At 63.8% G+C, this 22,099-nt stretch carries 24 protein-coding genes; 16 read left to right on the forward strand and 8 right to left on the reverse strand.

Translation table 11 applies throughout. The features are described from left to right. Positions 1-82: 82 nt before the first annotated feature. From ACWPMZ_RS10815 to ACWPMZ_RS10825, 3 genes are all read right to left on the reverse strand, one after another. The gene (locus tag ACWPMZ_RS10815) at positions 83-2,572 is read right to left on the reverse strand and encodes a TonB-dependent receptor (RefSeq protein ID WP_455704014.1); all 2,490 of its coding nucleotides are present in this window, start codon (positions 2,570-2,572) and stop codon (positions 83-85) included. A 346-nt stretch (positions 2,573-2,918) separates the two neighbouring features. Then, entirely contained in the window at positions 2,919-4,037 is a 1,119-nt protein-coding gene (locus tag ACWPMZ_RS10820) for an amidohydrolase family protein (protein ID WP_455704015.1), read from the reverse strand. Between the two features lie 61 nt (positions 4,038-4,098). Next, the gene (locus ACWPMZ_RS10825) at positions 4,099-5,682 is read right to left on the reverse strand and encodes an MFS transporter (RefSeq protein ID WP_455704016.1); all 1,584 of its coding nucleotides are present in this window, start codon (positions 5,680-5,682) and stop codon (positions 4,099-4,101) included. 170 nt (positions 5,683-5,852) lie between these two features. On the opposite strand from ACWPMZ_RS10825, the gene ACWPMZ_RS10830 reads away from it, so the two are divergent. From ACWPMZ_RS10830 to ACWPMZ_RS10845, 4 genes are all read left to right on the forward strand, one after another. Next, positions 5,853-6,542: a TetR/AcrR family transcriptional regulator gene (locus ACWPMZ_RS10830; RefSeq protein ID WP_455704017.1), complete on the forward strand. Its 690-nt coding sequence runs from the start codon at positions 5,853-5,855 to the stop codon at positions 6,540-6,542. 340 nt (positions 6,543-6,882) lie between these two features. Beyond that, positions 6,883-7,014 (forward strand): short-chain fatty acyl-CoA regulator family protein, encoded by a 132-nt coding sequence (locus tag ACWPMZ_RS10835; RefSeq protein ID WP_455704195.1) that lies wholly within the window; start codon positions 6,883-6,885, stop codon positions 7,012-7,014. 361 nt (positions 7,015-7,375) lie between these two features. Then, positions 7,376-9,196, forward strand: coding sequence for a glycosyltransferase family 2 protein (locus tag ACWPMZ_RS10840; RefSeq protein ID WP_455704018.1), 1,821 nt, complete (start codon positions 7,376-7,378; stop codon positions 9,194-9,196). Continuing rightward, positions 9,193-9,678 carry a hypothetical protein gene (locus ACWPMZ_RS10845; protein ID WP_455704019.1) on the forward strand — a complete coding sequence of 162 codons (486 nt, stop codon included), beginning with the start codon at positions 9,193-9,195 and terminating at the stop codon, positions 9,676-9,678. The genes ACWPMZ_RS10840 and ACWPMZ_RS10845 overlap by 4 nt, the downstream gene beginning before the upstream one ends. A gap of 21 nt (positions 9,679-9,699) precedes the next feature. Here the strand turns inward: ACWPMZ_RS10845 and ACWPMZ_RS10850 are convergent, their stop codons facing one another. Genes ACWPMZ_RS10850 through ACWPMZ_RS10860 form a run of 3 tightly spaced genes read right to left on the reverse strand, consistent with a single transcriptional unit; the run spans position 9,700 to position 11,610 of the window. Beyond that, positions 9,700-10,107, reverse strand: coding sequence for an ATP-binding protein (locus ACWPMZ_RS10850; protein WP_455704020.1), 408 nt, complete (start codon positions 10,105-10,107; stop codon positions 9,700-9,702). Next, positions 10,097-10,423, reverse strand: coding sequence for an STAS domain-containing protein (locus ACWPMZ_RS10855; protein ID WP_455704021.1), 327 nt, complete (start codon positions 10,421-10,423; stop codon positions 10,097-10,099). The genes ACWPMZ_RS10850 and ACWPMZ_RS10855 overlap by 11 nt, the downstream gene beginning before the upstream one ends. Further along, the gene (locus tag ACWPMZ_RS10860) at positions 10,420-11,610 is read right to left on the reverse strand and encodes a PP2C family protein-serine/threonine phosphatase (protein ID WP_455704022.1); all 1,191 of its coding nucleotides are present in this window, start codon (positions 11,608-11,610) and stop codon (positions 10,420-10,422) included. The genes ACWPMZ_RS10855 and ACWPMZ_RS10860 overlap by 4 nt, the downstream gene beginning before the upstream one ends. 172 nt (positions 11,611-11,782) lie before the next feature. On the opposite strand from ACWPMZ_RS10860, the gene bcsS reads away from it, so the two are divergent. The 9 genes from bcsS (at position 11,783) to ACWPMZ_RS10905 (ending at position 19,284) form a co-directional block, all read left to right on the forward strand. Then, positions 11,783-12,451 carry a cellulose biosynthesis protein BcsS gene (gene bcsS / locus ACWPMZ_RS10865; RefSeq protein ID WP_455704023.1) on the forward strand — a complete coding sequence of 223 codons (669 nt, stop codon included), beginning with the start codon at positions 11,783-11,785 and terminating at the stop codon, positions 12,449-12,451. A gap of 43 nt (positions 12,452-12,494) precedes the next feature. Then, on the forward strand, positions 12,495-13,289 hold the full coding sequence (locus ACWPMZ_RS10870) for a glycoside hydrolase family 16 protein (protein WP_455704024.1): 795 nt from the start codon (positions 12,495-12,497) through the stop codon (positions 13,287-13,289). Positions 13,290-13,342: 53 nt separating this feature from the next. Then, positions 13,343-15,766 (forward strand): CHASE3 domain-containing protein, encoded by a 2,424-nt coding sequence (locus ACWPMZ_RS10875; protein WP_455704025.1) that lies wholly within the window; start codon positions 13,343-13,345, stop codon positions 15,764-15,766. Then, on the forward strand, positions 15,763-16,134 hold the full coding sequence (locus ACWPMZ_RS10880; protein ID WP_455704026.1) for a response regulator: 372 nt from the start codon (positions 15,763-15,765) through the stop codon (positions 16,132-16,134). Before ACWPMZ_RS10875 ends, ACWPMZ_RS10880 begins: the two co-directional genes overlap by 4 nt. Further along, positions 16,127-16,420: an Hpt domain-containing protein gene (locus tag ACWPMZ_RS10885; protein WP_455704027.1), complete on the forward strand. Its 294-nt coding sequence runs from the start codon at positions 16,127-16,129 to the stop codon at positions 16,418-16,420. Before ACWPMZ_RS10880 ends, ACWPMZ_RS10885 begins: the two co-directional genes overlap by 8 nt. A 320-nt stretch (positions 16,421-16,740) precedes the next feature. Next, the gene (locus ACWPMZ_RS10890) at positions 16,741-17,211 is read left to right on the forward strand and encodes a carboxymuconolactone decarboxylase family protein (protein ID WP_455704028.1); all 471 of its coding nucleotides are present in this window, start codon (positions 16,741-16,743) and stop codon (positions 17,209-17,211) included. After that, positions 17,201-18,100, forward strand: coding sequence for a sigma-70 family RNA polymerase sigma factor (locus ACWPMZ_RS10895; protein ID WP_455704029.1), 900 nt, complete (start codon positions 17,201-17,203; stop codon positions 18,098-18,100). Before ACWPMZ_RS10890 ends, ACWPMZ_RS10895 begins: the two co-directional genes overlap by 11 nt. A gap of 117 nt (positions 18,101-18,217) precedes the next feature. Then, the gene (locus tag ACWPMZ_RS10900; protein WP_455704030.1) at positions 18,218-18,850 is read left to right on the forward strand and encodes a tyrosine-type recombinase/integrase; all 633 of its coding nucleotides are present in this window, start codon (positions 18,218-18,220) and stop codon (positions 18,848-18,850) included. Between the two features lie 152 nt (positions 18,851-19,002). After that, positions 19,003-19,284, forward strand: a complete 282-nt coding sequence (locus ACWPMZ_RS10905) for a hypothetical protein (RefSeq protein ID WP_455704031.1) — start codon at positions 19,003-19,005, stop codon at positions 19,282-19,284. 121 nt (positions 19,285-19,405) lie between these two features. Here ACWPMZ_RS10905 and ACWPMZ_RS10910 read toward each other — a convergent pair whose 3' ends face one another. After that, complete coding sequence (locus tag ACWPMZ_RS10910; protein ID WP_455704032.1) at positions 19,406-19,762, reverse strand: hypothetical protein; 357 nt, start codon at positions 19,760-19,762, stop codon at positions 19,406-19,408. Between the two features lie 242 nt (positions 19,763-20,004). Here ACWPMZ_RS10910 and ACWPMZ_RS10915 point away from each other — a divergent pair, with 242 nt between their 5' ends. Further along, on the forward strand, positions 20,005-20,697 hold the full coding sequence (locus ACWPMZ_RS10915) for a hypothetical protein (protein ID WP_455704033.1): 693 nt from the start codon (positions 20,005-20,007) through the stop codon (positions 20,695-20,697). 156 nt (positions 20,698-20,853) lie between these two features. Here ACWPMZ_RS10915 and ACWPMZ_RS10920 read toward each other — a convergent pair whose 3' ends face one another. Further along, entirely contained in the window at positions 20,854-21,192 is a 339-nt protein-coding gene (locus tag ACWPMZ_RS10920; protein WP_455704034.1) for a hypothetical protein, read from the reverse strand. Between the two features lie 202 nt (positions 21,193-21,394). Here ACWPMZ_RS10920 and ACWPMZ_RS10925 point away from each other — a divergent pair, with 202 nt between their 5' ends. Continuing rightward, a complete protein-coding gene (locus ACWPMZ_RS10925) occupies positions 21,395-21,616 on the forward strand; it encodes a hypothetical protein (RefSeq protein WP_455704035.1) in 222 nt (73 codons plus the stop codon). Between the two features lie 179 nt (positions 21,617-21,795). Further along, on the forward strand, positions 21,796-22,098 hold the full coding sequence (locus tag ACWPMZ_RS10930) for a DUF3489 domain-containing protein (protein ID WP_455704036.1): 303 nt from the start codon (positions 21,796-21,798) through the stop codon (positions 22,096-22,098). The last annotated feature ends 1 nt before the right edge of the window (position 22,099 follow it).

Genomic DNA, 22,099 nt, shown 5'->3' on the forward strand with positions numbered 1-22,099 from the left:
GAGACGTGTGAACCGGCCTGCCTTTGGCACGGTTCACGCTCTCCAGGTTCGCGGCGGCTGCCCACGCCAAGGGAAGGAAGGGTCAGAACTTCTTCTTGATGCTCAGCGCCCACTCCCGCGGCCGTCCAGGTTGTGCGTTGGCATAACCCGCACCGGCGCCGGTAAGGTCGAAGGCCGTCAGGAAGTAGTATTCATCGAAGATGTTCGTGAGCTCTGCCGAGACCTCGAGATCCTCGCCAGCATTCCTCCAGGTCAGGCGCGCATTGGCGAGCGTATAGGAGGGAATGCGTTCGAGGTTCGTATTCGACGATCCCGAGAACACCGTGCTCTGATACGACGCGTCGATCCGCGGAGTGATCGATCCGCTATCGCCCAGATAGAACTCGTACTGCGCGCCGACGCTCCACTTCCATTCGGGGGTATAGGGCGGGACGTCATCGAGCTGGGGACCGGTCGGGTTCGTGGTGCCGCCTGCCTGCGCGTTGATGCTCGTGTAGTCGAAATCGAGGTAGCTCAGCGCGCCGTCGATCGAAAGGCCGTCCACCGGACGCAAGGACAGTTCCGCCTCGAATCCCTTGATATCCGCGTCACCGGCGTTCTGCGGCACCGCGCAAGGGCCAGGACCCCCGAATTGCGGACAGGACAGGAGGGTGAGCTGGATGCCCTTGTACTTGCTCAGGAAGGCGGCGACGTTGAAGCGCGCGAGCCGATCGAACAGGTCGCTCTTGAGCCCGATTTCGTAGGCGGTCAGCGTCTCGGGGCCGAACGGCACGACCTGCGCAACGTTGAACGGCCGCGGACTGATGCCACCGCCCTTGAAGCCGGTCGAGACCTGCGCATAGGTCATCAGGTCGTCGGTCCAAGCGTACTGGACGTTGGCGCGATAGTCCCAGCGGTCGCCGTCGAAGTCACCGGTGACACCGTTGAGCGCACCAAGGAACGCGTTCGGCGTGCCGTCCCGGTTCGTGCGCGAGAACGTATAATCCTTGTGCTCGTCGGTGTAGCGCAGGCCGCCGTTGAAACTGAGCTTGTCGGTCAGGTGCCATGTCAGGTGGGCGAACGCGGCAATGGTGTCGGCGTTGACGGGGTCGTCGCCCTGGAACTGCAAGGGGATGACCGGGTAGCGCAAGTCCTGGAACGTCGCGTAGACCGACCGCTGGTCCTGGTAGAACCCGCCGAGGGTGTACTCGATCGCGTTGTCAAACGCGGAGCCGTTGAGCCGGAGCTCCTGGCTGAACGACCAAAAGGTGAGGTCGCCGCGACCATTGCTAGCCGCAAGCGGCGAGAGATCGTCGTCGTTCGAGAATCGGTTGGTGTATTCGCGGTACGCGGTAATCGACTGCAGCTGGAGCTCGTCGAGCACGTCCCAGTCTACCTGCCCCGAGATGCCCCAACCCTCGAAGTCGACGCGGCCGTCGTTAATGGTCTCTACCAGCGGAAACCCGGTCGCCACAGGACCCAGCCAGGCGCCCGCGGGCGAGTAGAAAGACGCATAGTTGCAGTACTTGCCGCACAGGAAGCGATTGTCGAGCGGCACCGCGGTCGCGCTGCCTCGGATCCAGGGCGTCGGATTGAACACCGAGGTGTTGTTCGGAGTGGCAGCAGCGCCGGGGGCGTTGGTCCCTTCCACGAGGACCGACCCCGCGACGACGCGGTCGTCATGGGTGTAGTCGGCAATGAGATTGATATCGATGGCATCGCTGGGCTGGAAGCGCAGCTGCGCCCGCGCAGCGCTATAGTTCACGGCGCTTTCCCTAGCCATGACACAGTCGTTGTTGGACGAGACGCGCGGAGCCACGCCACCCACCGCCGGGTTGAGCGCGCTCCCCGGGGGATTGACGCACCCGAAATCGAGGCGATCGATATAGCCGTCCTGCCGTTTGGACACCCCCGCGATGCGCAGCGAGGCGATGTCGGTCAGGCCGATGTCCGCGGACGCGCGCAGGTCGAGCCTGTCGCGGCTGCCGTAGGCGGCCTGGACGTAGCCCGTGTTGCTTCCGATGGGCTTCTGCGAATAGAGCTTGATCGCGCCGCCGATCGAGTTCTTGCCGGCGAGCGTTCCTTGCGGACCGCGCAGGATTTCCACCCGGTCGAGATCGAGCAGGTCAAGGATCGAGCCGGACAGGGTCGCGTAGTAGACATCGTCGACGTACATGCCGACGCCGGGCTCGAGCGCCGGATTGAAGTCGAACTGGCCGACGCCGCGAATGTTCGCGCCGAGAGCCGGCCCGAACGCCGCGCCTTGGGGCTTGAGGGTGACCGACGGTGCCTGGTTCGCGACATCGGCAATATTGGTCTGGCTGCGTGCTTCAAGCATTGCGCCCGAGACCGCGGTGATCGCCAGCGGAGTTTCCTGAAGGTTCTGCTCGCGGAACTGCGCCGTGACCAGGATCTCGTCCGTCCCGTCTGCTTGATCAGCGGCCGCGGGCGCCTCGGCACTGGCCGCTCCTTGGGAATCGGAAGCCTGCGCGAGTGCCGAGCCCGGGGCGAGCATGGCCCACGCGAGCATGGGCGCGGATAGAGCCACCCGGCTGGAGTGCGACCGCCACGCGGCACTTAGGCGCATTGTCATCAGAAAAACCCTCCCAATTACGATCTCGTCGCTCGCTGCGCTTGTACGCTCGTACGAGATCAACGTCAAGGCGATGGGGAAGCGCACGGCGCCCGCCGCGAATGGGCTGATCGCAACCGGCGGAAACGCTGATGCAGGCGTCGCCTGTTCGCGGCGACTGGGATCGGCGTGTCGCCCCCCGCGCCGCCGGCCCAGGCTCTCGATGTACATTATCGAGGTGACCGCGGTCTCCACCGTCAGCGAGTGATCACTGCCGCCAAAGGGCCGTCGCCGACCTCAAGCGAGGCGCCTTTACCCGCACAAACCCTCAGCCGAAGCGCTTAGTGGTCCGCGTCGCGCCTGCGCGCTACAGCCGGAAGACTCGTTCGGCGTTGGTCTGCATCAGCATCGTCTTATGCTTGAGCGGGATGTCCATGGCATCGAATGCGGCAACCTCGTCGGCGTTCGCCTGATAGGGGTAGTCCATCGCGTAGAGGACGCGATCGGGCCCGAGCACCTCCATGCAGAACTTGATCGCGGGCTCCCACGGCACGCCGCTGGTGGTGATCCAGACGTTGTTGCGGAAGTAGTACGACACCTTGTGTTTGAGCACGGCCGCGTCGGCCCCGCCGCGCAGCCCGGTCTTGCCGTCGGACCCACCTTGCCACCAATCCATCCGATAGAGGTGCATCGGCATCGCCTCGCCCATGTGCCCGATCACCAGGCGCAGCTTCGGGAACCGGTCGAAGACGCCCGACAGGATCAGCGCCATCGTATGTAGCCAGACCTCGTGGGTGAAGCTGGCATTGACCATCCCCGCGCCGGCGCGGCGCGAATAGTATTCGTACATCGGCTTTGGTGGCACCGTCGGGTGGATGTATAGCGCGGCATCGTTTTCCTCGAGGGCCGCGAGGATCGGCTCGAACCGCGGCTCGTCGAGATAGTGGCCCTGGATGTGCGAGTTCACGACCACGCCCTTCATGTTCAGGGTCTGCATGCCGCGATTGATTTCCCGCACCGAGCTCGCGACGTCTTGCGGCGCAATCGCCAGCAGGCCGGAGAACCGGTCCGGATACCGGCTGCATGCCTCAGCGAGCCGGTCGTTCGAGAGCGCCGCAAGCTCGGCGCCAACCTCCCGCTCGAGCACTTGCACCCCGGGAGAGGTTAGCAGCAGCAGCTGGTGATCGATACCGAGCTCGTCCATGCGGCGGATCCGTTCGGGCCCGACCTCGCACAGCTCCTCCTGGAGCTGGGTTGCGCCGGCGAACATGGCCGCGATGTGCAACGAGCTGTCGTCGGGCGGGCAGGCACTGCGGACCAGATCCAGCTGGGCCTCAATGATCTCTGGAATGCTCCAGGCCTCCTCGGTCGCGATCCGCTTGTACGGCGCGCTCCGGTCAATCGGCCGGCTCGGCAGCAGAAGGGCCGAGGGGACCTGGCCGGGAATCTGGTCCATCCCGCCGGCGACATCCGAAAAATAGCTCATCTCAAACTCCAGTGTTTGCGGGCAGCGAAGGCCCAGGCCCAGGCCCAGGCTCAGACAAAGGTCACGTCATTGGCGCACGGCGCCAGGTTCGAACGAGAACGGGTGAGAGCGCCGCAATGATCGCGAGCGGCACCGCCAGTGCGATGAAGAAGTTTGATGGCGGCAGATGCATGGCGAGCAGCTGGCCACCGATGGCGGGTCCGACGATCGAGGCGAGGCGACCGCTTCCGAACGCCCAGCCGACCCCAGTGGCACGCATCGAGGTCGGGTAGGCGCTCGAGGCGAAGGCGTTCAGCGCACCCTGCGCGCCTGTCGCGCAATAGCCGGCGATGGCCACGACCACCCAGGCCAAGGCCGTGGCGTAATCGACGAAGCCCATGCTGAAAATGGCAACGGCTCCGGCCAGGTAGTATGCGGGAAGCGTAATCCCTGGCCCCCACCGGTCCATCACGAAGCCGCTCGTGCCCGAGCCCAGCAGGCCCCCGAACGAAAACACGGCAATGAGCAGCCCGGCTTCCTCGATGGCCAGGCCGAAGCCCTGGTTGAACAGCGTTCCCGACCATGCGGCGAGCGTCGTTGGCACAACGAAACTGAAGCTGAAGGTGGCCCACAGCAGGAGGGTCAGCGAGAGCCTGCCGCCCGACAGGATGTCGCGCACGCTGGCGAGACCTCCGGACGATCCCTCACGCTTGCCAGGGAGGGCCATCGCTGTGCCCAAGTCCAGGCCCGGGTCCATCGTGCGCAGCATGCGCATGAGCCGCGGATCACCCGGATCCCGGCGAGCGAGAAACCGGGCGGATTCCGGCAAGGCGATCAGCAGCAGGGGGACCAGCAGGAAACCGAGCCCTCCGCCGATCCAGAAGATGGTTTGCCATCCATAGCCCGCGAGCAGCTGCCCGTTCACGAGACTGCCGATCGTTGTTCCCGCCGCAAAGCCGCAGAACACCAAGGCGACGACGCCCGAGCGATACCGCCGCGGAGTCATTTCGTTGCTGAGGGCCACCGCGTTGGGGATGACCCCGCCGAAGAACACCCCTGAGATGAATCGTAACGCGGCGAAGGCGCCCAGCGTCCCGACCTGCGTGGTCGCGGCCGTCAGCACGGCGAACGCCGCCACGTTGACGATGAGCATGGGCTTGCGGCCGAACCGGTCTGAGAACGGGCCCGCAATATAAGTGCCGAGCGCCAGTCCGAGACTCTGCGCCACGAGCACGGGGGTGAGGTCCTCGGGGGCAACGCCGAAATCCCGGGCGATCAACGGGACGGCGAGACCGATCATGAACAGGTCGTAGCCGTCGATGATCATGGTCAGCAGGCACAGAGCGACGACGCGAATCTGTAGCGGTCCCATCGACTGCCGGTCGATGAACGCCTCGAGGTCGAACGGCGATGGATGCCCGGCTGGATTGGCCTGCGTCATCGGAATGGCGCGCCCAGGCGCCTTGCTTCGAACAAGCGACCGCGAGCCCTGTCGCCGCATGAAAGTCGCACGTTCCGCCGCCCTCCCGAGATCGATCGCGGTCCTGACCGTCGACCCGGATCCGCGAGGCCCAAATTCCTCCGGATCGCGCTTTGCGGCTTCCTGCCACCATTTCTCTTGTACGTTCGTACGAATGGTTGTCAATGCGTCGAACCAGTGGTTCATGACTCGCCCGCTTCGGTGCAATGCTGCCGAAGCGTACAAGGCCAAGAGTTCGGGTAGTGCCCGTTCCCTTCGATAGGCCGCCGGTGAACCTTGACCGAGAATGCCCCCTCTTTAGGGAACCGAGGGCGGCGTGTCGTCGAGACGTCAGATGGCGCTTGAAAGGTGCATGAATGAGTTCTCAGGCGGGCGAGGCCCAACGACGTCCGGTGCGGCTGAACGAAGGTACCGGCAAGTATCTCGACGCGGCTGAGGCCCTGTTTCTGCGATTGGGTTACGAGGGAACCTCGATGCGCGCGATCGCGACGCGCGCGCGGGTCAGCCTGGGCACCATTGTCTATCACTGGAATACAAAGGAGGCGCTGTTCCGCGCGGTGTGCCTCCGCCGGTTTTCCGCTCCGCTCGAAGAACAGAATCGGCGCCTGGCCGAACTCGAGAGCACCGCTGGCGGATCGACCGCCGAGGCCATAACCCCGATAGTGCGCGCGCTTGTCGAACCGCCTGTCCAGGCCGAGGCAGATCCCGCGTCGGGGCCGCTGCTCCGCTCGCTCTATGGCCGTGTGCTGACCGATCCAGCCCCGGTGGTGCTCAAAGTCACGGTCGACCTGTTCGGGGAAACGACCACCTTGCTGTGGAAGAAGATGCGCGAGTGCCTGCCGGACCTGAGCGACCAGGAATTCTACTGGCGGATGACCTGTGCGGTCGGCGCTTTCGTTTACGCGCAGTCGTTCGGACATCGTGCCGCCTACGCGACGGAATACGCCGAACAGGCCGAGGACTGGGAAACGGGCGCTGCCGAGATCGTCGCAGCCATGGTCGCCATATTGAGTGGCGCCCGGCCGTCGAGTCCCGTGCCGGCCTGAGAGACAGTCGCCCATCCGGGCCTTTAGCGCCGTAGCCCGCCGGAGCCCCAAGCGACCCTCGATGGGTCGCGTCCATCCCGATCATGTCCCGAATCGACCGACCGCGGCCGCTGAAGCGCGTGCAATGCGGCGCACGCAACGGGCGTTCAATTTTTGCACGCCCATCTCGAGGCGAACGAAGCCATCGGCTCGGTTCTCTGCGCGGCACATCTCGAAAGCGAGAACGCGCTCAGTTTCGCGCGCCGTGCACTGACAACCTACTGGGCGGCCGCACTAGTGATGCCCTATCGCCCTTTCGCCCGCGCCGCGCAGCGACGGCTTGGCAGCGGTTCCCCCGGCCTTGATCGGCGTTGGCTGTCACTTGTGCCATCGACCCAATTGCCAAGCCCGCTCGGCGCCGCCGATCGGCCGGGAAATCCGCTCCGATCGCTACCGGGAGGCCGGCGTCCCCTATCCGATTGCCGGAGAATGAGCCGGCCAGGCGATGACCAGGCTATGAGGCAAGTGCCTTGCTATGGGGCAAGTGCCTGATCGTAATCGAAGTCGCTCCGGCAAGAGGCCCTGCCCGCATCGGACCCCGAGCCTCACATACTCCCCGTTATCATCCTGAGCGTCCAAATTGCGCCCTATTTTCGGGCATCCCGGCTTTCCGGGCGAATTCCCAAAAGCCGCCGTTCTGTACATCGAGGCGTTGAAGGCCGGCTCTCGCCCTAATGTCGGTTGTAGAGCTAACTCCATTTCCTCCCGACACGGTAGCCTTACGGAGCCTTGTGCCTTGCCACCCGCTTTCCCCGAAGTAGGAGGACGCTGAGCGCAGCCTCGGAGACGTGCCGTTGAACAAACATCCTGGTTCGTTCTATTTCGACCGCTACGAGTCGCGAACCCCTCCAGCGCCGTTGGAATACTCCCGCAGGACCGAACTGCTCTGGCAAGTCCTAGCCATCGCCACCCTTATTGCTGGGGCGCTCTATCTTCACTGGCGGTGGACCGCGTCGCTCAACTTCGACGCGCTGGGGTTTGCCGTCCCGCTCGTGATCGCGGAAACCTGCGCGTACGTCGGGCTGGTCCTTTTCACCGCCAACCTGTGGAAGACGCACGACTACCCGCAGCAGCCCCCGCCGGCGTTGCTGGCCGACTGCGTGCGCGACGAGGCGGGATCGGACCGGCCGATTCGGGTCGACGTGTTCATTGCGACCTACAGCGAGGAGGAGGAACTGGTCCGCCTGTCGATCCGCGACGCCAAGGCGATCCGTTATCCCCACCCGCTCGAACTCGCGGTCCACGTGCTCGACGACGGGCGCCGCCCGGCGATGGCGCAAGTCGCCCGGGAGGAGGGCGTGGGCTACATCACGCGCGACAACAACGTCGGGTTCAAGGCAGGCAACCTGCGCAATGCAATGGAGCTGACCAGCGGCGACTTCATCGTCATTTGCGATGCCGACACGCGCCCCTTCCCGACCATGCTCGAGCGGACCCTGGGCTATTTCCGCGATCCCGACGTCGCGATCGTGCAGACGCCGCAGTGGTTCTACGACATTCCCGAGGGCGAGCGGCTGGAAGACGTCTGGGGCCGCCGCGCCGGCGCCCCGGGGCGGATCACCGCGCGAGCGATCGAGAAGGTGTTCGGCGAGATCAGGGTCGGCGAGGACCCCTTCGCCAACGACCCGGCCATGTTTTACGACATCATTCAGCGGCGGCGGAACGCCTGGAACGCCGCGTTCTGTTGTGGGGCCGGCTCGATCCACCGGCGCGAGGCCGTGATGTTCGTCGCCCTGCGCGAGTTTTCGCAAGCAGTCGCCTCGTCGGCCGAAGACTCGCGGCCGCCGATCGACCGTCTGCTCCGCCGCCGCGACGCGACCCGGGATGCCCTCGCGCGCTGGCAAGCCGCTCAGGAACAGGAGCTCACGCCCTATAAGTTCCACGTGTCGGAGGATATCTATTCGACGATCGTCCTCCACCAGGACACTTCGCGCGAATGGAAGACCGTGCTTCACCCGCAGGTCGAATCGAAGATGCTTTCGCCGCAGGATCTGCTGTCCTGGACCATCCAGCGTTTCAAGTACGCGGGCGGCAGCCTCGACATCTTCTTCAACGACAACCCGATCCTCAAGCCCGGCCTCTCGCTCATGCAGCGGGTCATGTACCTGGCCACGTTCTGGTCCTACTTCGCCGCCATCTGGAACCTCGTTTTCCTGCTGGCGCCAGTGGTCTACTTCGTCAGCGGGATCCCGCCCGTTTCCGCCTACACCGGAGACTTCTTCGCCTACGCGCTGCCGTTCCTGGTGTTGAACGAACTGGCGTTCATGGTCGGCACCTGGGGGCTGTCGGGATTCAAGGGAAAGGTCACCTACCTCGCAAGCTTCCCGCTCTCGCTGCGGGCCTTGTGGGCGGTGCTGCGCAAGAAGAAGATATCTTTCCCGGTCACGCCCAAGCAGCGCCAGGCCGGCAATCAGCTGCACATCGTCTGGCCGCAGATCGGGATCATCGCCGTGACCCTGGCGGCCATCGCCTACGCCGGCACGCGAACGGCTCTCGGCGAAGGCGGCTACAGCGTGGGCGGGCTGATCGTGAACGGCCTGTGGGGACTCAACAACGTGCTGGCCATGTCGATCATGGTGCGAGCGGCGCTCTGGAAGCCGGAGGACGAGCGATGACGTTCGGGGAAAAGCTGCGGCGCGGCCGCAGCCATCTGCTGGTCGTCGTCGTCATGATCGTCACCGCCGCGATCGTGGTGGGCATCGAAGACGAGAACCTGACGCGGGAAACCGGTAAAAGCCCGCCTGATCGTCGGTACCCCGGTCATTTGCAAACGACGCCGAATCCGGGATCTGGAGCGGCCATTGCAGATCGCACGGAACCGAGGCCCGGTGCGGGCGAGGCCGTCGGGCCGATGGTGCAATTGGGTGCCTACCTGTCGCGCGAGGATGCCCTGGCAAGCTGGGCCCGGCTGGTGGACGCACGGCAGGAACTTGGCAGCCTGAAACTCGATCGGATCGAACCGGAAATCGTGGAAGCGCGGGCGGCGGGAAGGACCGTCCATCGCCTGTTGATACGCCCACGAGGCGAGATGTCCGCAGCGCAGATGTGCCAGGAATTTCAGGCGCTGGACAACGCCTGCTTCGTGCGTGAGCCCTAGTCTGCCGCCAGCGGCTCCGGCTCAGAGAAGCTTGGTCAAGGTCAAGGTGTTGTGCCCGTCCTTGGTTTCGTACTGTATCGCATCAACGCAGGAACGGACTATGCCCATGCCGCGCCCGCTTTCGGCATCGAGCGGCACTTCACGACATTCAGAATAGAACCGTTGCGGCGCGGCGATGCCGGAGTCGCTGAGGGTCACGACCGCGGTCCCGCGGTCGACGAAGAAGTCGAGCGCGATGGTCCCCGTCCCATCGCCGCCATGCTCGACGATGTTGTTGGCCGCCTCGACCAGCGCCAGTTCAAGGTCGAGCGCCGCGCCGTCTCCCAATCCCGCGGCTTGGCATCGGTCGCGCAGCCATTCGGCCAGGCGGCGAACCTGTAGGAAATCCGCCGGGACCGCGATCCCCGTGAATGGCAGGTCAGCCGGCAAGCGACATCTCGGCCTCGACACTGTCGGCGCAGAGGATGAACAGCTTGTCGAGCCCGGTTATCTGGAACAGCCGCGTGGGGGCGCCGCCCGCGCCAACGACCGCGATGCGCCCGCCGGGCGCCATCTGCTTGAGCATAGAAACGAGCACGCCGAGCCCGGTCGAATCGATGAACTGGACCCGCGATAGATCCAGCAGCACGCGCTGCTGGCCGTGGTGGCGGGCGCTGGCTAAAAGGCGGCGCATGTCGGGTGACGCTGCTGCATCGAGCCGCTCGAACGGCACCTCGATGCGGACGATTGCGGGCGAATCGGTCATGGCTTGGTCTCTTCGGCCGCCGTCGACTCGAGCGCAAGCATCGAGACATCGTCGGCCGGTTCGCGCAGGTCCAGCCGGCTTTGCAACGTCGCGACCAGATCGGCCAGCGGGCTCCCGGCCGATGTCTCGACGACCGACTTCAGGCCCGCTTCGCCCAATTCGCCACCCGCCGCGCCGTGGCAGTCGGTCAGGCCGTCCGAGTAGAGGATGAGCCGGGCGCCGGGCGGGAACGGAAACTCCTGGACGCTGTGCGATACGTCGGCGAACCAGCCCAGCGGCATCCCCTCTCCGCCGCCGAGTTCGCGAAGACCCGATCCATCGTCCAGCAACGGCAGGGGGTGGCCCGCCCGGACCAGCCAGCCTCGTCCCCCGGGCGCATCGAGAATGCCGGCGACCATCGTGGCGTAACTTTCGTCTCCGCGCTGTTCGATCTCGCGATTGAGCCGAGCGACCGCGGCGGCGAGCGATTCAGCGCTGTCGGGACGGTATTGCTTGAGGCGATGATGGAGGTGAAAGGATTCAAGGGCGGCGGGCACGCCGTGGCCGCGGACGTCGATCAGGAAGAACAGCGTCAGCCCATCGCCGACCGCACTTGTCCCCATGGTATCGCCGCCAAGGCCGGTGGCCGGGTGATAAAGGTGCGCGGCCCGCACCGCCTGGAGCTGCTCGGCGCGGGGAAGCGAACGCTGGTGGAGCGCGGCGGCCGCGGCGATGTCGCTGCGCACGGCGCGCAGTGCCTCGCGCGTCCGGGCATGCGCCATGGCGAGGAGCTGGTTGCGGCGCGAGAGCCTGCGCTGGAGCATGCGATTGCGCCGCGCGGTCGAGAGCGCGAGGTCTAGCTGAAAGGGATCGACCGGCTTTAGCAGGAAATCGTCGACACCCGCGCGCAACGCCTCGATCCGGGCACTCTGATCTTCGCGCGCGGTCATCATCGTGATGTGCAGGTGCCTTTCCGAACTGCGGTTCTCGCGCGCCCGGCGAACCAGTTCCATGCCGTCCATCCCCGGCATCTGCCAGTCCGTCAGCAACACATCGACTCCTTCGTCGAGCATGGCCAGGGCAGCGGGAGCCGACGCGGCGATGCGGACGCTGCACCTTCTCGCCTCGAGCTCGATGGCGACGAACTCCGCCAGCATCTCGTCGTCGTCCACCACCAGGACGGTCAAGTGCTCGGTCCGGTCGGCCATTGCTCGCTACTCCCGCGTCCGGGCGGCGAAGGGCGCGCCCGGGGGGGCGCTTTTGCGGCAATGGGTGGGATCGGTCATTGAGCCTGCGACGTTAGGCGCTACAGCGGCGTTCGGAAGAGTTTTCATCATGGGAACCTGTTTCTTGCCAAAAATACAATCCGCAGGCTGCGCGATGGGTGCCATGCTTGCCTTCATGAGCGTTCCGGCCGCCGCGCAGGACATCGGCGTGACCTATGCTGGCGGCGGCGTCGGCGACGGGCGAAACGCCTATGCCGGAGCGGTCATCGCCTTGCCGGGAGCAACGCTGGGCAACGGCATGGCCATCAGGGCCGGCGGCAGCGCGGGCCGTTACGAGTACGAGACCGGCGCCACCCAGATCGACGGCAAATACGTCTCGGGCGAAGTGGCCCTAGTCTATCAGACCTCGGGCGATTGGGGTTGGGCGAATTTCGGCGCGGGTCCCCGCGTCACCGATACCAGCTTGTCGCCGTTCGATCCCGCCAACGAACGGGCCGGAACCCGCTGGGATCTCGCGCTCCAGACCGACGGCGCGGTCGGCTACCGGTGGCGCCTGGGCTGGTTCGGATCGCTCGGCGTTCTCGACAAGCCCTACAACGCGGAATTGCGGGTCGGCCGGCTCGTGAGCGAGGCCAGCCAGACGCGGGTCGGCGTCGAGACCGGGATTGCGGGAGACGATACCTATACCCGGGGCACCCTGGGCGTGTTCGCCTCGACTCAGGTGGCGGCCAAGACGGAGCTGCGGGTGTCCGGCGGGCTGAGCGAGCAGCGCGGGCGCGATGCCAAAGGGTATGCAGCTGTCAGCCTCAGCCGCACGTTCTAACATTCGCCCGGCGTTGGCTCTCCGGTTCGCGGCAAAGGTGGCCATGCTAGCCGCGAGCACCGCTTCCTCGACATCCGCCGCGCAAGCCCTGCAGCGTCCCCCGGGCTATGTCCTCGCCTGGGCGGACGAATTTGACCACCCGGGTCTGCCCGATGCGCGCCGCTGGACCCACGACACTTCGCGCAACCGCGCCGGCTGGTATAACGAGGAACTGCAATACTATGCGCGCGACCGCGCCGAGAATGCCCGCGTGGAGAAAGGCCGGCTGATCATCTCGGCGCGGCACGAGGACCTGGCGGACGCCCGGCCTCGCGATTGGGGCGGCCAAGCCTTCAGCTCTGCTCGTCTCACGACCCGCGGCAAGGCGAAATGGCGAGGAGGCTTTTTCGAGGTTCGTGCGAAGATGCCCTGCGTGCTTGGCGCTTGGCCGGCGATCTGGTTGCTGCCCGACAGCCACCGCGGCGACTGGGAGGGTGGGGAAATCGACATCGCCGAACATGTGGGCTTCCGGCCGGACACGGTCTACCACGCGGTCCATACGCGCGAACGCAACTTTCGCCGCGGCAATCACCTGCAAACCAGCACCCAACTCGACGCCTGCGGCGCATTCCACACTTACCAATTACTCTGGACCGATGAGCAGATTGTGATCGGAGTGGACGGCGAGGCCTCGCTCAGCGCGCCCGCAGCGTCCTTCGAGCGACCCATGTCGCTGATCCTCAACGTCGCGGTCGGCGGCACATGGGGAGGAGAACGAGGTATCGATGCGGCCGCCTTTCCGGCGCGGATGGAGGTCGACTACGTGAGGGTGTGGCAGCCGCTGGAGGGACAGCGGTGACCGTGGCCATCAACAGGGCGAAAGAGCGGCGCTGGCGCCGCATAGCATGGGGGGTGGCTTTTTTAGCCCCGCTGATCGTTGCGCTTGTCGCGCTGCTGCTCGTGCAACAGGTCGTAACCGCCAACAGGCTGCGGGACGCCGAACGCGCTTCGCAGGAACGGCGTGCCCAACTGCTGAGCGTGCTCGGAGCGCACCAGGACGTCGAAACAGGCCAGCGGGGGTACCTGATCACCGGCAGCGAGGCCTTCCTTGCCCCCATGCGCAATGGTGAGCGACGCCTCGATGCGATCTTTCCTCAACTCGAGCGGGAATATGCACTGGACCCTACGCAGGCCGCTCGGCTCGACGAGATAGAACGCGTTTCCGAGGCCAAGCGCGCATTCAGCCGAAGAACCGTCGAACTGCGCAAGGCGGGCGACGACGAGGCCGCCACGGCCATGGTCCGGGGCGGCGACGGAAAGGCGCTGATGGACCGTCTCCGAGCGCTCACGGGCGAGATGATCGGCGTCGAAGTCCGTGTCCTTGGCGATACTGCGGCGCGCTTCGAGCAGGCCACCACCACGCTGCGCTGGCTCACCTTCGGTCTCTTGGCACTGTTGCTGATCCTTCTCGCCAGCGCCGCCGCCGCGCTCAGGCTGATGTGGATCCAGCGCCGAGAAGCCATGATTGCGCTGGAGGACACCGCGGTTCGGCGGGCGGCCATTCTCGACAGCGCCATGGATGGCATCATCACGCTGAACCCAAGCGGCAGCATCGAAGGCGCCAATACCGCCGCGGTGCGCATGTTCGGTTTCGGCGAGGAAGAATTGATCAGCCGCGATGTTGGAATGCTGTTCGCCACTCCGCCGCCGATTGGCCAGGTCGCCGCATCCCTGCGGGACATGCAACTGGAAGCGGGCAATCCGGGCGCGTTGCAAGAAATCGTCGGGCGCCGCAAGGACGGCTCGACCTTTCCGGCCGACGTCGCGGTGACTGCGGCCCCGCTGGCAGAGGGCCTGCGCTACGTCGCAGTGATCCGTGACATCACCGACCGGCAGAAGGCCGAGCAGGTCAAGGCCGAGTTCGTCGCCACGGTCAGCCACGAGTTGCGCACGCCCCTGACCTCGATAGCCGGGTCGCTCGGCCTGCTCGCCGGGGGCGCGGCAGGCGAACTGAGCGACCGCGCCGCGCGCCTCATCGCGATCGCCCATACCAACGCCGACCGGCTGGTGCGCCTGATCAACGATATTCTCGACATCGAAAAGCTCGAATCGGGCAAGATGCGCTTCGACAACCGCCTGCTGTCGCTAGCGCCGGCGGCGGAACAGGCAGTAGAGCAGATGCGCGGCTTCGCTGACACCTACAAGGTCGGGATACGGCTCAACGCGGCAGAGGATGCCTGGGTTTTCGCGGATCCCGACCGCCTGACCCAGGTCCTGACGAACCTGTTATCGAACGCGATCAAGTTCTCCCCGGAGCATGGCGAAGTCAGGCTCACCGTGGTTCCGGGCCGCAAGCGTCATCTGGTTTCGGTAAGCGACGACGGCCCCGGCATTGTCGACGAGTTCCGCAGCCGCATTTTCGGCAAGTTTGCCCAAGCCGATTCGTCCGACAGCCGCAGCAAGGGCGGCACCGGCCTCGGCCTCAGCATCGTGCACGAGATCGTCACCAGGCTGGGCGGGAGCATCAGCTTCGACAGCCGCCCCGGCGAGGGCACGCAGTTCCATGTCCACCTGCCCGCAGTCGATCCCGAGCTCGACATGCCCGAAAAGGCCAGGACGGTCCTTCTCGCGGGCGAGAACCTCGCAGGTCGCTTGCGTGAAGCGCTGCGGGGAACGCGTTACGACCTGGTGGTGGGCAACAGCCCGGCCGACGTGCGCCGGCTGCTCGATACGCGCCAGTTCGACGCGATGCTGCTCGACATGAGCATGACCAACGAGGATCCCGTTCAGATCGTTCGTTTCACGCGCCTTTCGATCCTCAACGAACGCGTCCCGATCATCGCCATCGGCGGCCATGACGAAGGCCAGTATGCCTCCGACCCGACGTTCCTGGTCGACTGGTTACACAAGCCGGCGGAGATCGGCTCACTTTCCTCCCGGCTCGATGCCAGCATACTCCACTGGGAAGGTCCGCGGCCGAGGATTCTTCACGTCGACGACGACCCGGACATCTTGCGGGTCGTGCGGGCCGCGATCGGCGAAAAGGCGGACGTGACGCCGGCGCAGAGCCTTGCGGCCGCGCGCGCCGTTCTGGCCGAAAACGACTTCGATCTGATCATCCTCGACCTGACCTTGCGTGACGGCAATGGCGCGGAACTGCTGGCCGACTTGCGCCAGCATGAGCGCGAGGTACCGATTATCGTCTTCTCGGCCGAGGATTCCGATCAGCACAATCTCGACCGACTGCAGGGCTTTCTCACTAAGGCGCGCACGCCCATCGAGCGGCTGGTTTCAATCGTGCAGCGCGAAATTGCCCGAAAGGATGCTAGCGAGTGAGCTACGACATACTTTACGTCGATGATGAGCCGGATCTACGCGAGATTGCACAGATGAGTCTGGAACTGGACCCGCATCTCGAAGTGCGTTGCTGTGCCAGCGGGGAAGAGGCCCTGCGTGCGGCGGCTGAGCGCCGGCCGGACCTCGTACTCCTTGATGTCATGATGCCGTCCATGGACGGCCCGCAGACTTTGAAGAGACTGCAGGAGGACCATGGCCAAGCCTTGGCGGTGGTATTCATTACCGCGCGCGCCGGTGAAAAGGATGAGCAGGACTTGCGCCGGCTCGGAGCAAGAGGGGTGATTGCGAAGCCGTTCGATCCGATGGATCTCGCTCGCCGCGTAAAGACCTACCTCGCGGATGTCTGAAATCGAACCTCGTCTAGAACGACTCCGCCAACGCTATCTCGAACGGCTTGCCAGGGAGATGGCCGAACTCGAGGCAATTGCCCGGGGCCGCCCAACACTAGCTGAGCTCCAGGAATTGCAGCGGATCGCGCACAAGCTGGCCGGCATTAGCGGTTCTCTGGGGTTTGAATCGGTTTCGACAGCCGCGCAGAAACTCGATCGCGACTGGAGCACATCCGCTGCGGATCTGACCGTCCTCTGCGCATCCGTCTCGGAGTTGAGGCAAATCGCCGACACTGTTTTGTAGTAGACGGCGGTAATCGAGGTCTGGAACTGGATGATTACCGGGGTTTGCATCGTACCCAAATCAAACAAACTTCGGCACGTGGAGGCGATCGTGCCGGAGGAGTTGGTCTGACGGGTTTTATCAGTACCGCAGGCCGCGTCATCCGCTAAGCAGCTGTTCGAGCGCGAAGCCGACAGTCCGCAATCGGCCCAAATGCGGATCTCTGTGAGACGAAGTCCATGCAGCGTCCGCTCCAATATATTTCGAGCAGATGTCACACCGCGCAGGGCTGGGTCGTCTTAGTGTCGAGCGCTTCGATGCTCGTCACCAGGAGACCATTCATGAGCCCCCGCCTCGACAATCCATCCACACTCTTTCCCGCCGGCTTCAAGGCCATGGTGGCGCTCGAACAAGCGCTCGCCCAGTCAATCGATGCGGAGCTGTTGGAACTCGTCAAGCTGCGCGCATCGCAGATCAATGGCTGTGCCTTTTGCATCTACATGCACACGACCGACCTGCGGAAGCGCGGCGTCGACGAAATGAAGCTTTACCTCCTCAACGCTTGGCGCGACTCCTATCTCTATTCCGATCGGGAGCGGGCGGCTCTGGGCTGGACCGAGGCACTTACTCGCGTGGCGGACGAGGGGGCGAGCGACGAGGCCTACGACGTCCTCGCCGCACATTTCGACGAGGAGGAACGAGTGCAACTGACCTTCGCCATCGGCGCGATCAATGTTTGGAACCGCCTACAGGTTGGGTTCCGGGTCGCCCACCCGCCGCGTGGCGCGGCAATGCGCGCCGATGCAGCCTGACAGGTCCCTGAGCGATTTCGAGGCGCAGCGGCCCCGACTGCTGCGCCTCGCTTACCGTATGCTGGGCTCGCTGAGCGAGGCCGAGGATGTCGTTCAGGATGCGTGGCCGCGTTGGGCGGCAGTAGAGGGGGAAGTATACGTAGCGGAGGCCTACCTGACACGCATAGTGACTCGTCTCTGTCTCGATCGGCTGAAATCCGCACGCGCACGGCGCGAGCAATATGTAGGTGCGTGGTTGCCGGAGCCGCTACTGCAGCAGTCAAGCGACGAGGATTTTGCCGACGACGTCACCCTTACGCTGATGATGGCGATGGAGCGGCTTTCACCACTCGAGCGCGCCGCTTTTCTCTTGCACGACATCTTAGAGACGCCGCTGAACGAGGTGGCTGCTGTGCTCGAACGCGACCCTGCCGCAGTTCGCCAGTTGGCATCCCGCGCCCGGCGTCACGTTCGGGAGGCGCGGCCGCGGTATACTCTTTCTCCGCAAAGTGCGACGGATCTCGTGCGGGCTTTTCACGAGGCTAGCACGAAAGGCGACATCAAAACCTTGAGCGGCATCTTGGCAGAGGAGGTCTCTGTATTTTCCGATGGGGGAGGCAAGGTTATTGCATTCCGCAACGTCGTCCACGGCGTAGATCGGGTCCTTCGCCTGTTTCAGGGGCTGGCACGCAAGGCGGCATATCGGCCACGATTGCTGCGCATCGTCATGATCGACGGGCTTCCAGGCTTCGTCAGCATCGACCGCGGGGGGATTTTGCAGACCACCGCGATCGAGGTCCGAGACGGAAAGGTTTCTGCGCTCTACATCGTGCGCAACCCAGATAAACTCTATCATATCGAGGCGATGCTGGCCGATGGATCAGCCCGGCCAGGCCAAGATAGGAGCTGAGTTTCAGCGTCAGCTTGTGACCAGTTCCGGCATTAAGCCGTCAGTCCGCATTCGGCCCAAAAGCTGCGGCGCGCTTCGCGTTCTTTGATCGGCCAATCTCGGCCGTGGAGAAGAACCATGGGATACTCTCGATTTGAACCCGAAATGCAGGCCCGCGCAGCGTGGAATGCTGGCAAGAACGTGGGAACGAAGCGCCCGCTTTCCCAGAAGCAGATCTGGGCGATCCGCTTCCATCTCGATCGCGAAGGCCGGTTGAGGGACAAAGCGCTTTTTGACCTCGCCATCGACAGCAAGCTGCGCGGCTGCGATCTGGTCAAGATCAAGATCGGTGACGTTGTCGCCGGCGCGGACGTCCGCAACCGTGCGATCGTCATCCAGCAGAAGACCAATCGGCCAGTTCAGTTCGAGCTATCTGCTGACGTTCGCGCGACCCTGGTCGCCTGGTTGGAGCGGCGTCGTGGCTCGACCAATGATTATCTGTTTCCCAGCCATGTCGATCGACATGGCCATATGAGCACTCGCCAGTATGCTCGCCTCGTCGACGAAAGGGTAACGGCCATCGGATTGCGTAAGGCCGAATATGGCACGCACTCTCTCCGTCGCACGAAGGCCGCCATGATTTATCGGGCCACGGGTAACATCCGTGCAATTCAGATCTTGCTGGGCCACACCAAGAGCGAGAACACGGTCCGGTATCTCGGTGTCGATGTCGAGGATGCTTTGCTCTTAGCGGAGCGAACAGAAATCTGACCCATCTTGCGGTCGGCCAGCGAAGCTGGTCGACCGCTTTTGGGAATCCGCCATGTTAATCTGATCGGCCGGGATTAGGGTGGAAAGCTGACCCTTGAGCCCAAGGCGGTCTGTCCCATATTTCAACCATGGTTTGGGACCTCGGCGAAGCGATGCAGAAGAAGGAGGAGTTCGAGTCAGCGCGGCTGATGGACTTCGAATTTCGTCAGCGCGCTCGGGCCACCCGACTTCTTGCTCGTTCGCTCGGCCTCAGTGAGGAAGCGCTTGTCCGCGATATAGCGTTGAAAAGCGAAGATGGACTCCTGGACGCCATTGCGGCCGAAACTTCCCAGCCTAAGGAAGTCGTTGCCAAGCTTTATGGCATCTGTCTGAGCGACGCACGCAAGCAACTGATTGCCGAACGAGGAGACCCCAGTCCGTATCGACTGGGCTAATTCGTGCATTGGGTCGGTAGCACTCGTCCATTTTCGGGCTGGGTGGCGCGACAGCTGCTGGTCTGCTTTTGGCGAGCGCCAGAGGAGGCGTGATCGGCTGACATGGGGTGGGAAGCGGACGCTAATCGCGCCCCCGCAAAATGCGGCGTCGTGACCTCAAAATGTCGACGAATTCTGCCACTCCGAAGAGGGCATAGCCACCAACAAGGAGAGTAACTTGGAACTGCTCAGAACCGCTTAGGCTGAATGAGAGCGCCAATGCAACTGAGATGAAAATTGCGAGAACGTAGCGCCAGCGAGCGTTCTCGAAGTCGTAGAAATCCGCCACAATTTCGTCCGTGCGAGTTTCCATACCCCATGCCGCATAGCCTCTCACCTGTTCCCATGACCAATCCATCAAGAGCAAAACGCCGAGGCTGAAGATGCCGACAGCGGCTGGTGACGAGGCAGATGAGAAAGCCAGCATCGCAGTAGCCATCAGCGACGCGCTTAGTGCGAGCAAACCCCATCTCATTTCCGATGAGTGCCCTTCATTAGCAATGTCCGCAATGGGGTCGTTAGCGGACAGGCAGCTTTCCGCCACGGAACTCTCGCAAGCCGACTGTCCGCAATCGGCCCACCTTCCGCCACTGCTCGCGTCGGGGGTCAAAATGCCAACGTGCCGCACGCTATTCCCCGCCGATGATTGCGCACCTTCGCTCAAGCGCGCATCTTGTTCGGGTGAGACGCTTCACTCGCTACTGGCAGGATCCACAGTTTCGCGCAGCAATTGATCGCGAGAAGGCTCGAGCGAGGCTTGAGGGCGAACAGAAGGGGTGGATCACTTATGCGATCCACGATCCCACGACGCCCGACGATGTCGGCGAGTTCAACACCCTCATCGTTTATGTTGGCCAGTCTAAGGTCTTTGCGTCGCGCGTGGATCGCAGGCTTCGCGAGGCAGGCACGGCGACACGGCGTCCAACGAGCTACGTCGAGGGTTTGATGTACGATATCATGCGGCGCGGCGGTGTGCCTCGGTTCCGTGTGATTGAGCGCGTAGATGATGCCATCGCGTCATTCGCTTCGGAAACAAACTGGGCGCAGGGATACATCTCGCAAGGCTATCCGCTGCGGAACAAGTGGGATGAGCAACGGCGGCCGGGCGAGATAATGACTCGTGAGACCGTGCCTCACAAATGGCTTTGGCGACTGGCCGTGGAAGATGCGCTCGAAGCCAGGTTCACGATCCTCGCAATGGACAAGCTGTCGGGCAACAGCCTCAAGATCGACTTGGCCGCAGAGCGGCCAAAGGAGTTGCTTCGGGTTGTTCGGTCCAAGTTGGAAACGCGTATACGCGAGCTGGGGGCGCAGCCGCAGTTCCGGCTTCTGATTGAGGAAACACCTGACGTACTCCCCGGGATAGACAATTGATGTGCTGCATAGGCCTTGTTTGACAGCCGGCTCGCCACCTTGGGCAGTCGCCGCGGAAAGCAGGAAGCGCTTCGAGGTTTACCGTCCGACTTAGGCTCGAGGGCGCCGAAAGCGGACCATCAGCTTTCGGCCATTCTGTGTCATTCGGCTATCTTGTCAGGCAGCGGCCAAGATTAGCTCGCCACCCGCTTGTAAGAGCAAAGGTCCAGAGTCCGGAAGCAATTCGAAGGTGTCCTGAGCGATCTCAACGCAGGCCAAACCCGCAACGTTGAAATACCCGAGGCGCTTCTCTTCATCCGCTCGCCAGCTCTTCGTGAGGTTCACTGCGCTCACGAACAGATCTCCGTGTCGTGCAAACAGCGCGTGCGGCGCCAGCGTGAGCCTCTGGCCATTGTAGTTGGCCGTGAGCAACAGCCGGCGAGCAATTGCCTCCAGAATCCTCATTCGGCAGAGATCGGGATCGTCTTCGGCTCGATCTGAAATGTCATTGTGCATCGCAGCAATATGGGTCTGGATGCTTGCCGCCGCAAGCGAAGCACACGCTGTAATCCAAGCAAATGCATCCGAGACGGGGCCGATCGCGGACCATCAGCCGCGCCACCATTTTCCAACAACGCATTCCGCTGGCGGTCGGATTGAACGGGTCGAGGATCGCTTACGCGTGGTGTACAAGACGCACACACGTGGGGGTAAAGTGATGGACGGCACAGTCCTGGACAAGGTGAAGTCGCCCATCAAGCGGCTAACGCCGGATCCTGTCTGTGACGACTGCATCACGGAGCGTCTGGGTTTGTCGGTTCGGCAACACGCCAATCACAAGACGCGTGAGCTTGCTGGCACCGACGGTTTCGAACGCCAGCTCGACAAATGCTCGCTCTGTTCCGGCACCAAGAAAGTCATCAGGTGGAAGGGCCGCTAGCGGCCTGACAGCTCTACCTGATGCCTGGCGAACAAAGCATTCGACTTCCCTCACGAACGAAGCATTGGTGGTGACATTGAATCGCAGCCGACGACGCGGCTGCCGCCCCGGCGACTGGATCGGCCGGGGCTGTGGGTGGTGGGAGCGGCAAGGTGCTGCTCCGGACCAGGAGACCACCCATGACCAAGACCACCCGGCGAATGGCCCGGCAGCCCGCTGACAGCAACGATGTCATAGCCACGCAATCCGGAACGGCTGCTGAGGCCTCGCCTGCGCAGGCGCCGGCGAAGAGCAAGATCTCGGCAGTCATCGCATTGCTGCAACGAGAGCAGGGCGCAACGCTCGAGGAGATCGCAGCAGCAACAGGCTGGCAGAAGCACACGATCCGCGCCTCGCTGACCGGCCTAAAGAAGAAGGGCCACACGATCGAGAAGGCCAAGCGGCTTGACGTCACTTGCTACCGCATCGTGTCGAAGGCCTGAG

Source organism: Tsuneonella sp. HG222 (assembly GCF_053819185.1).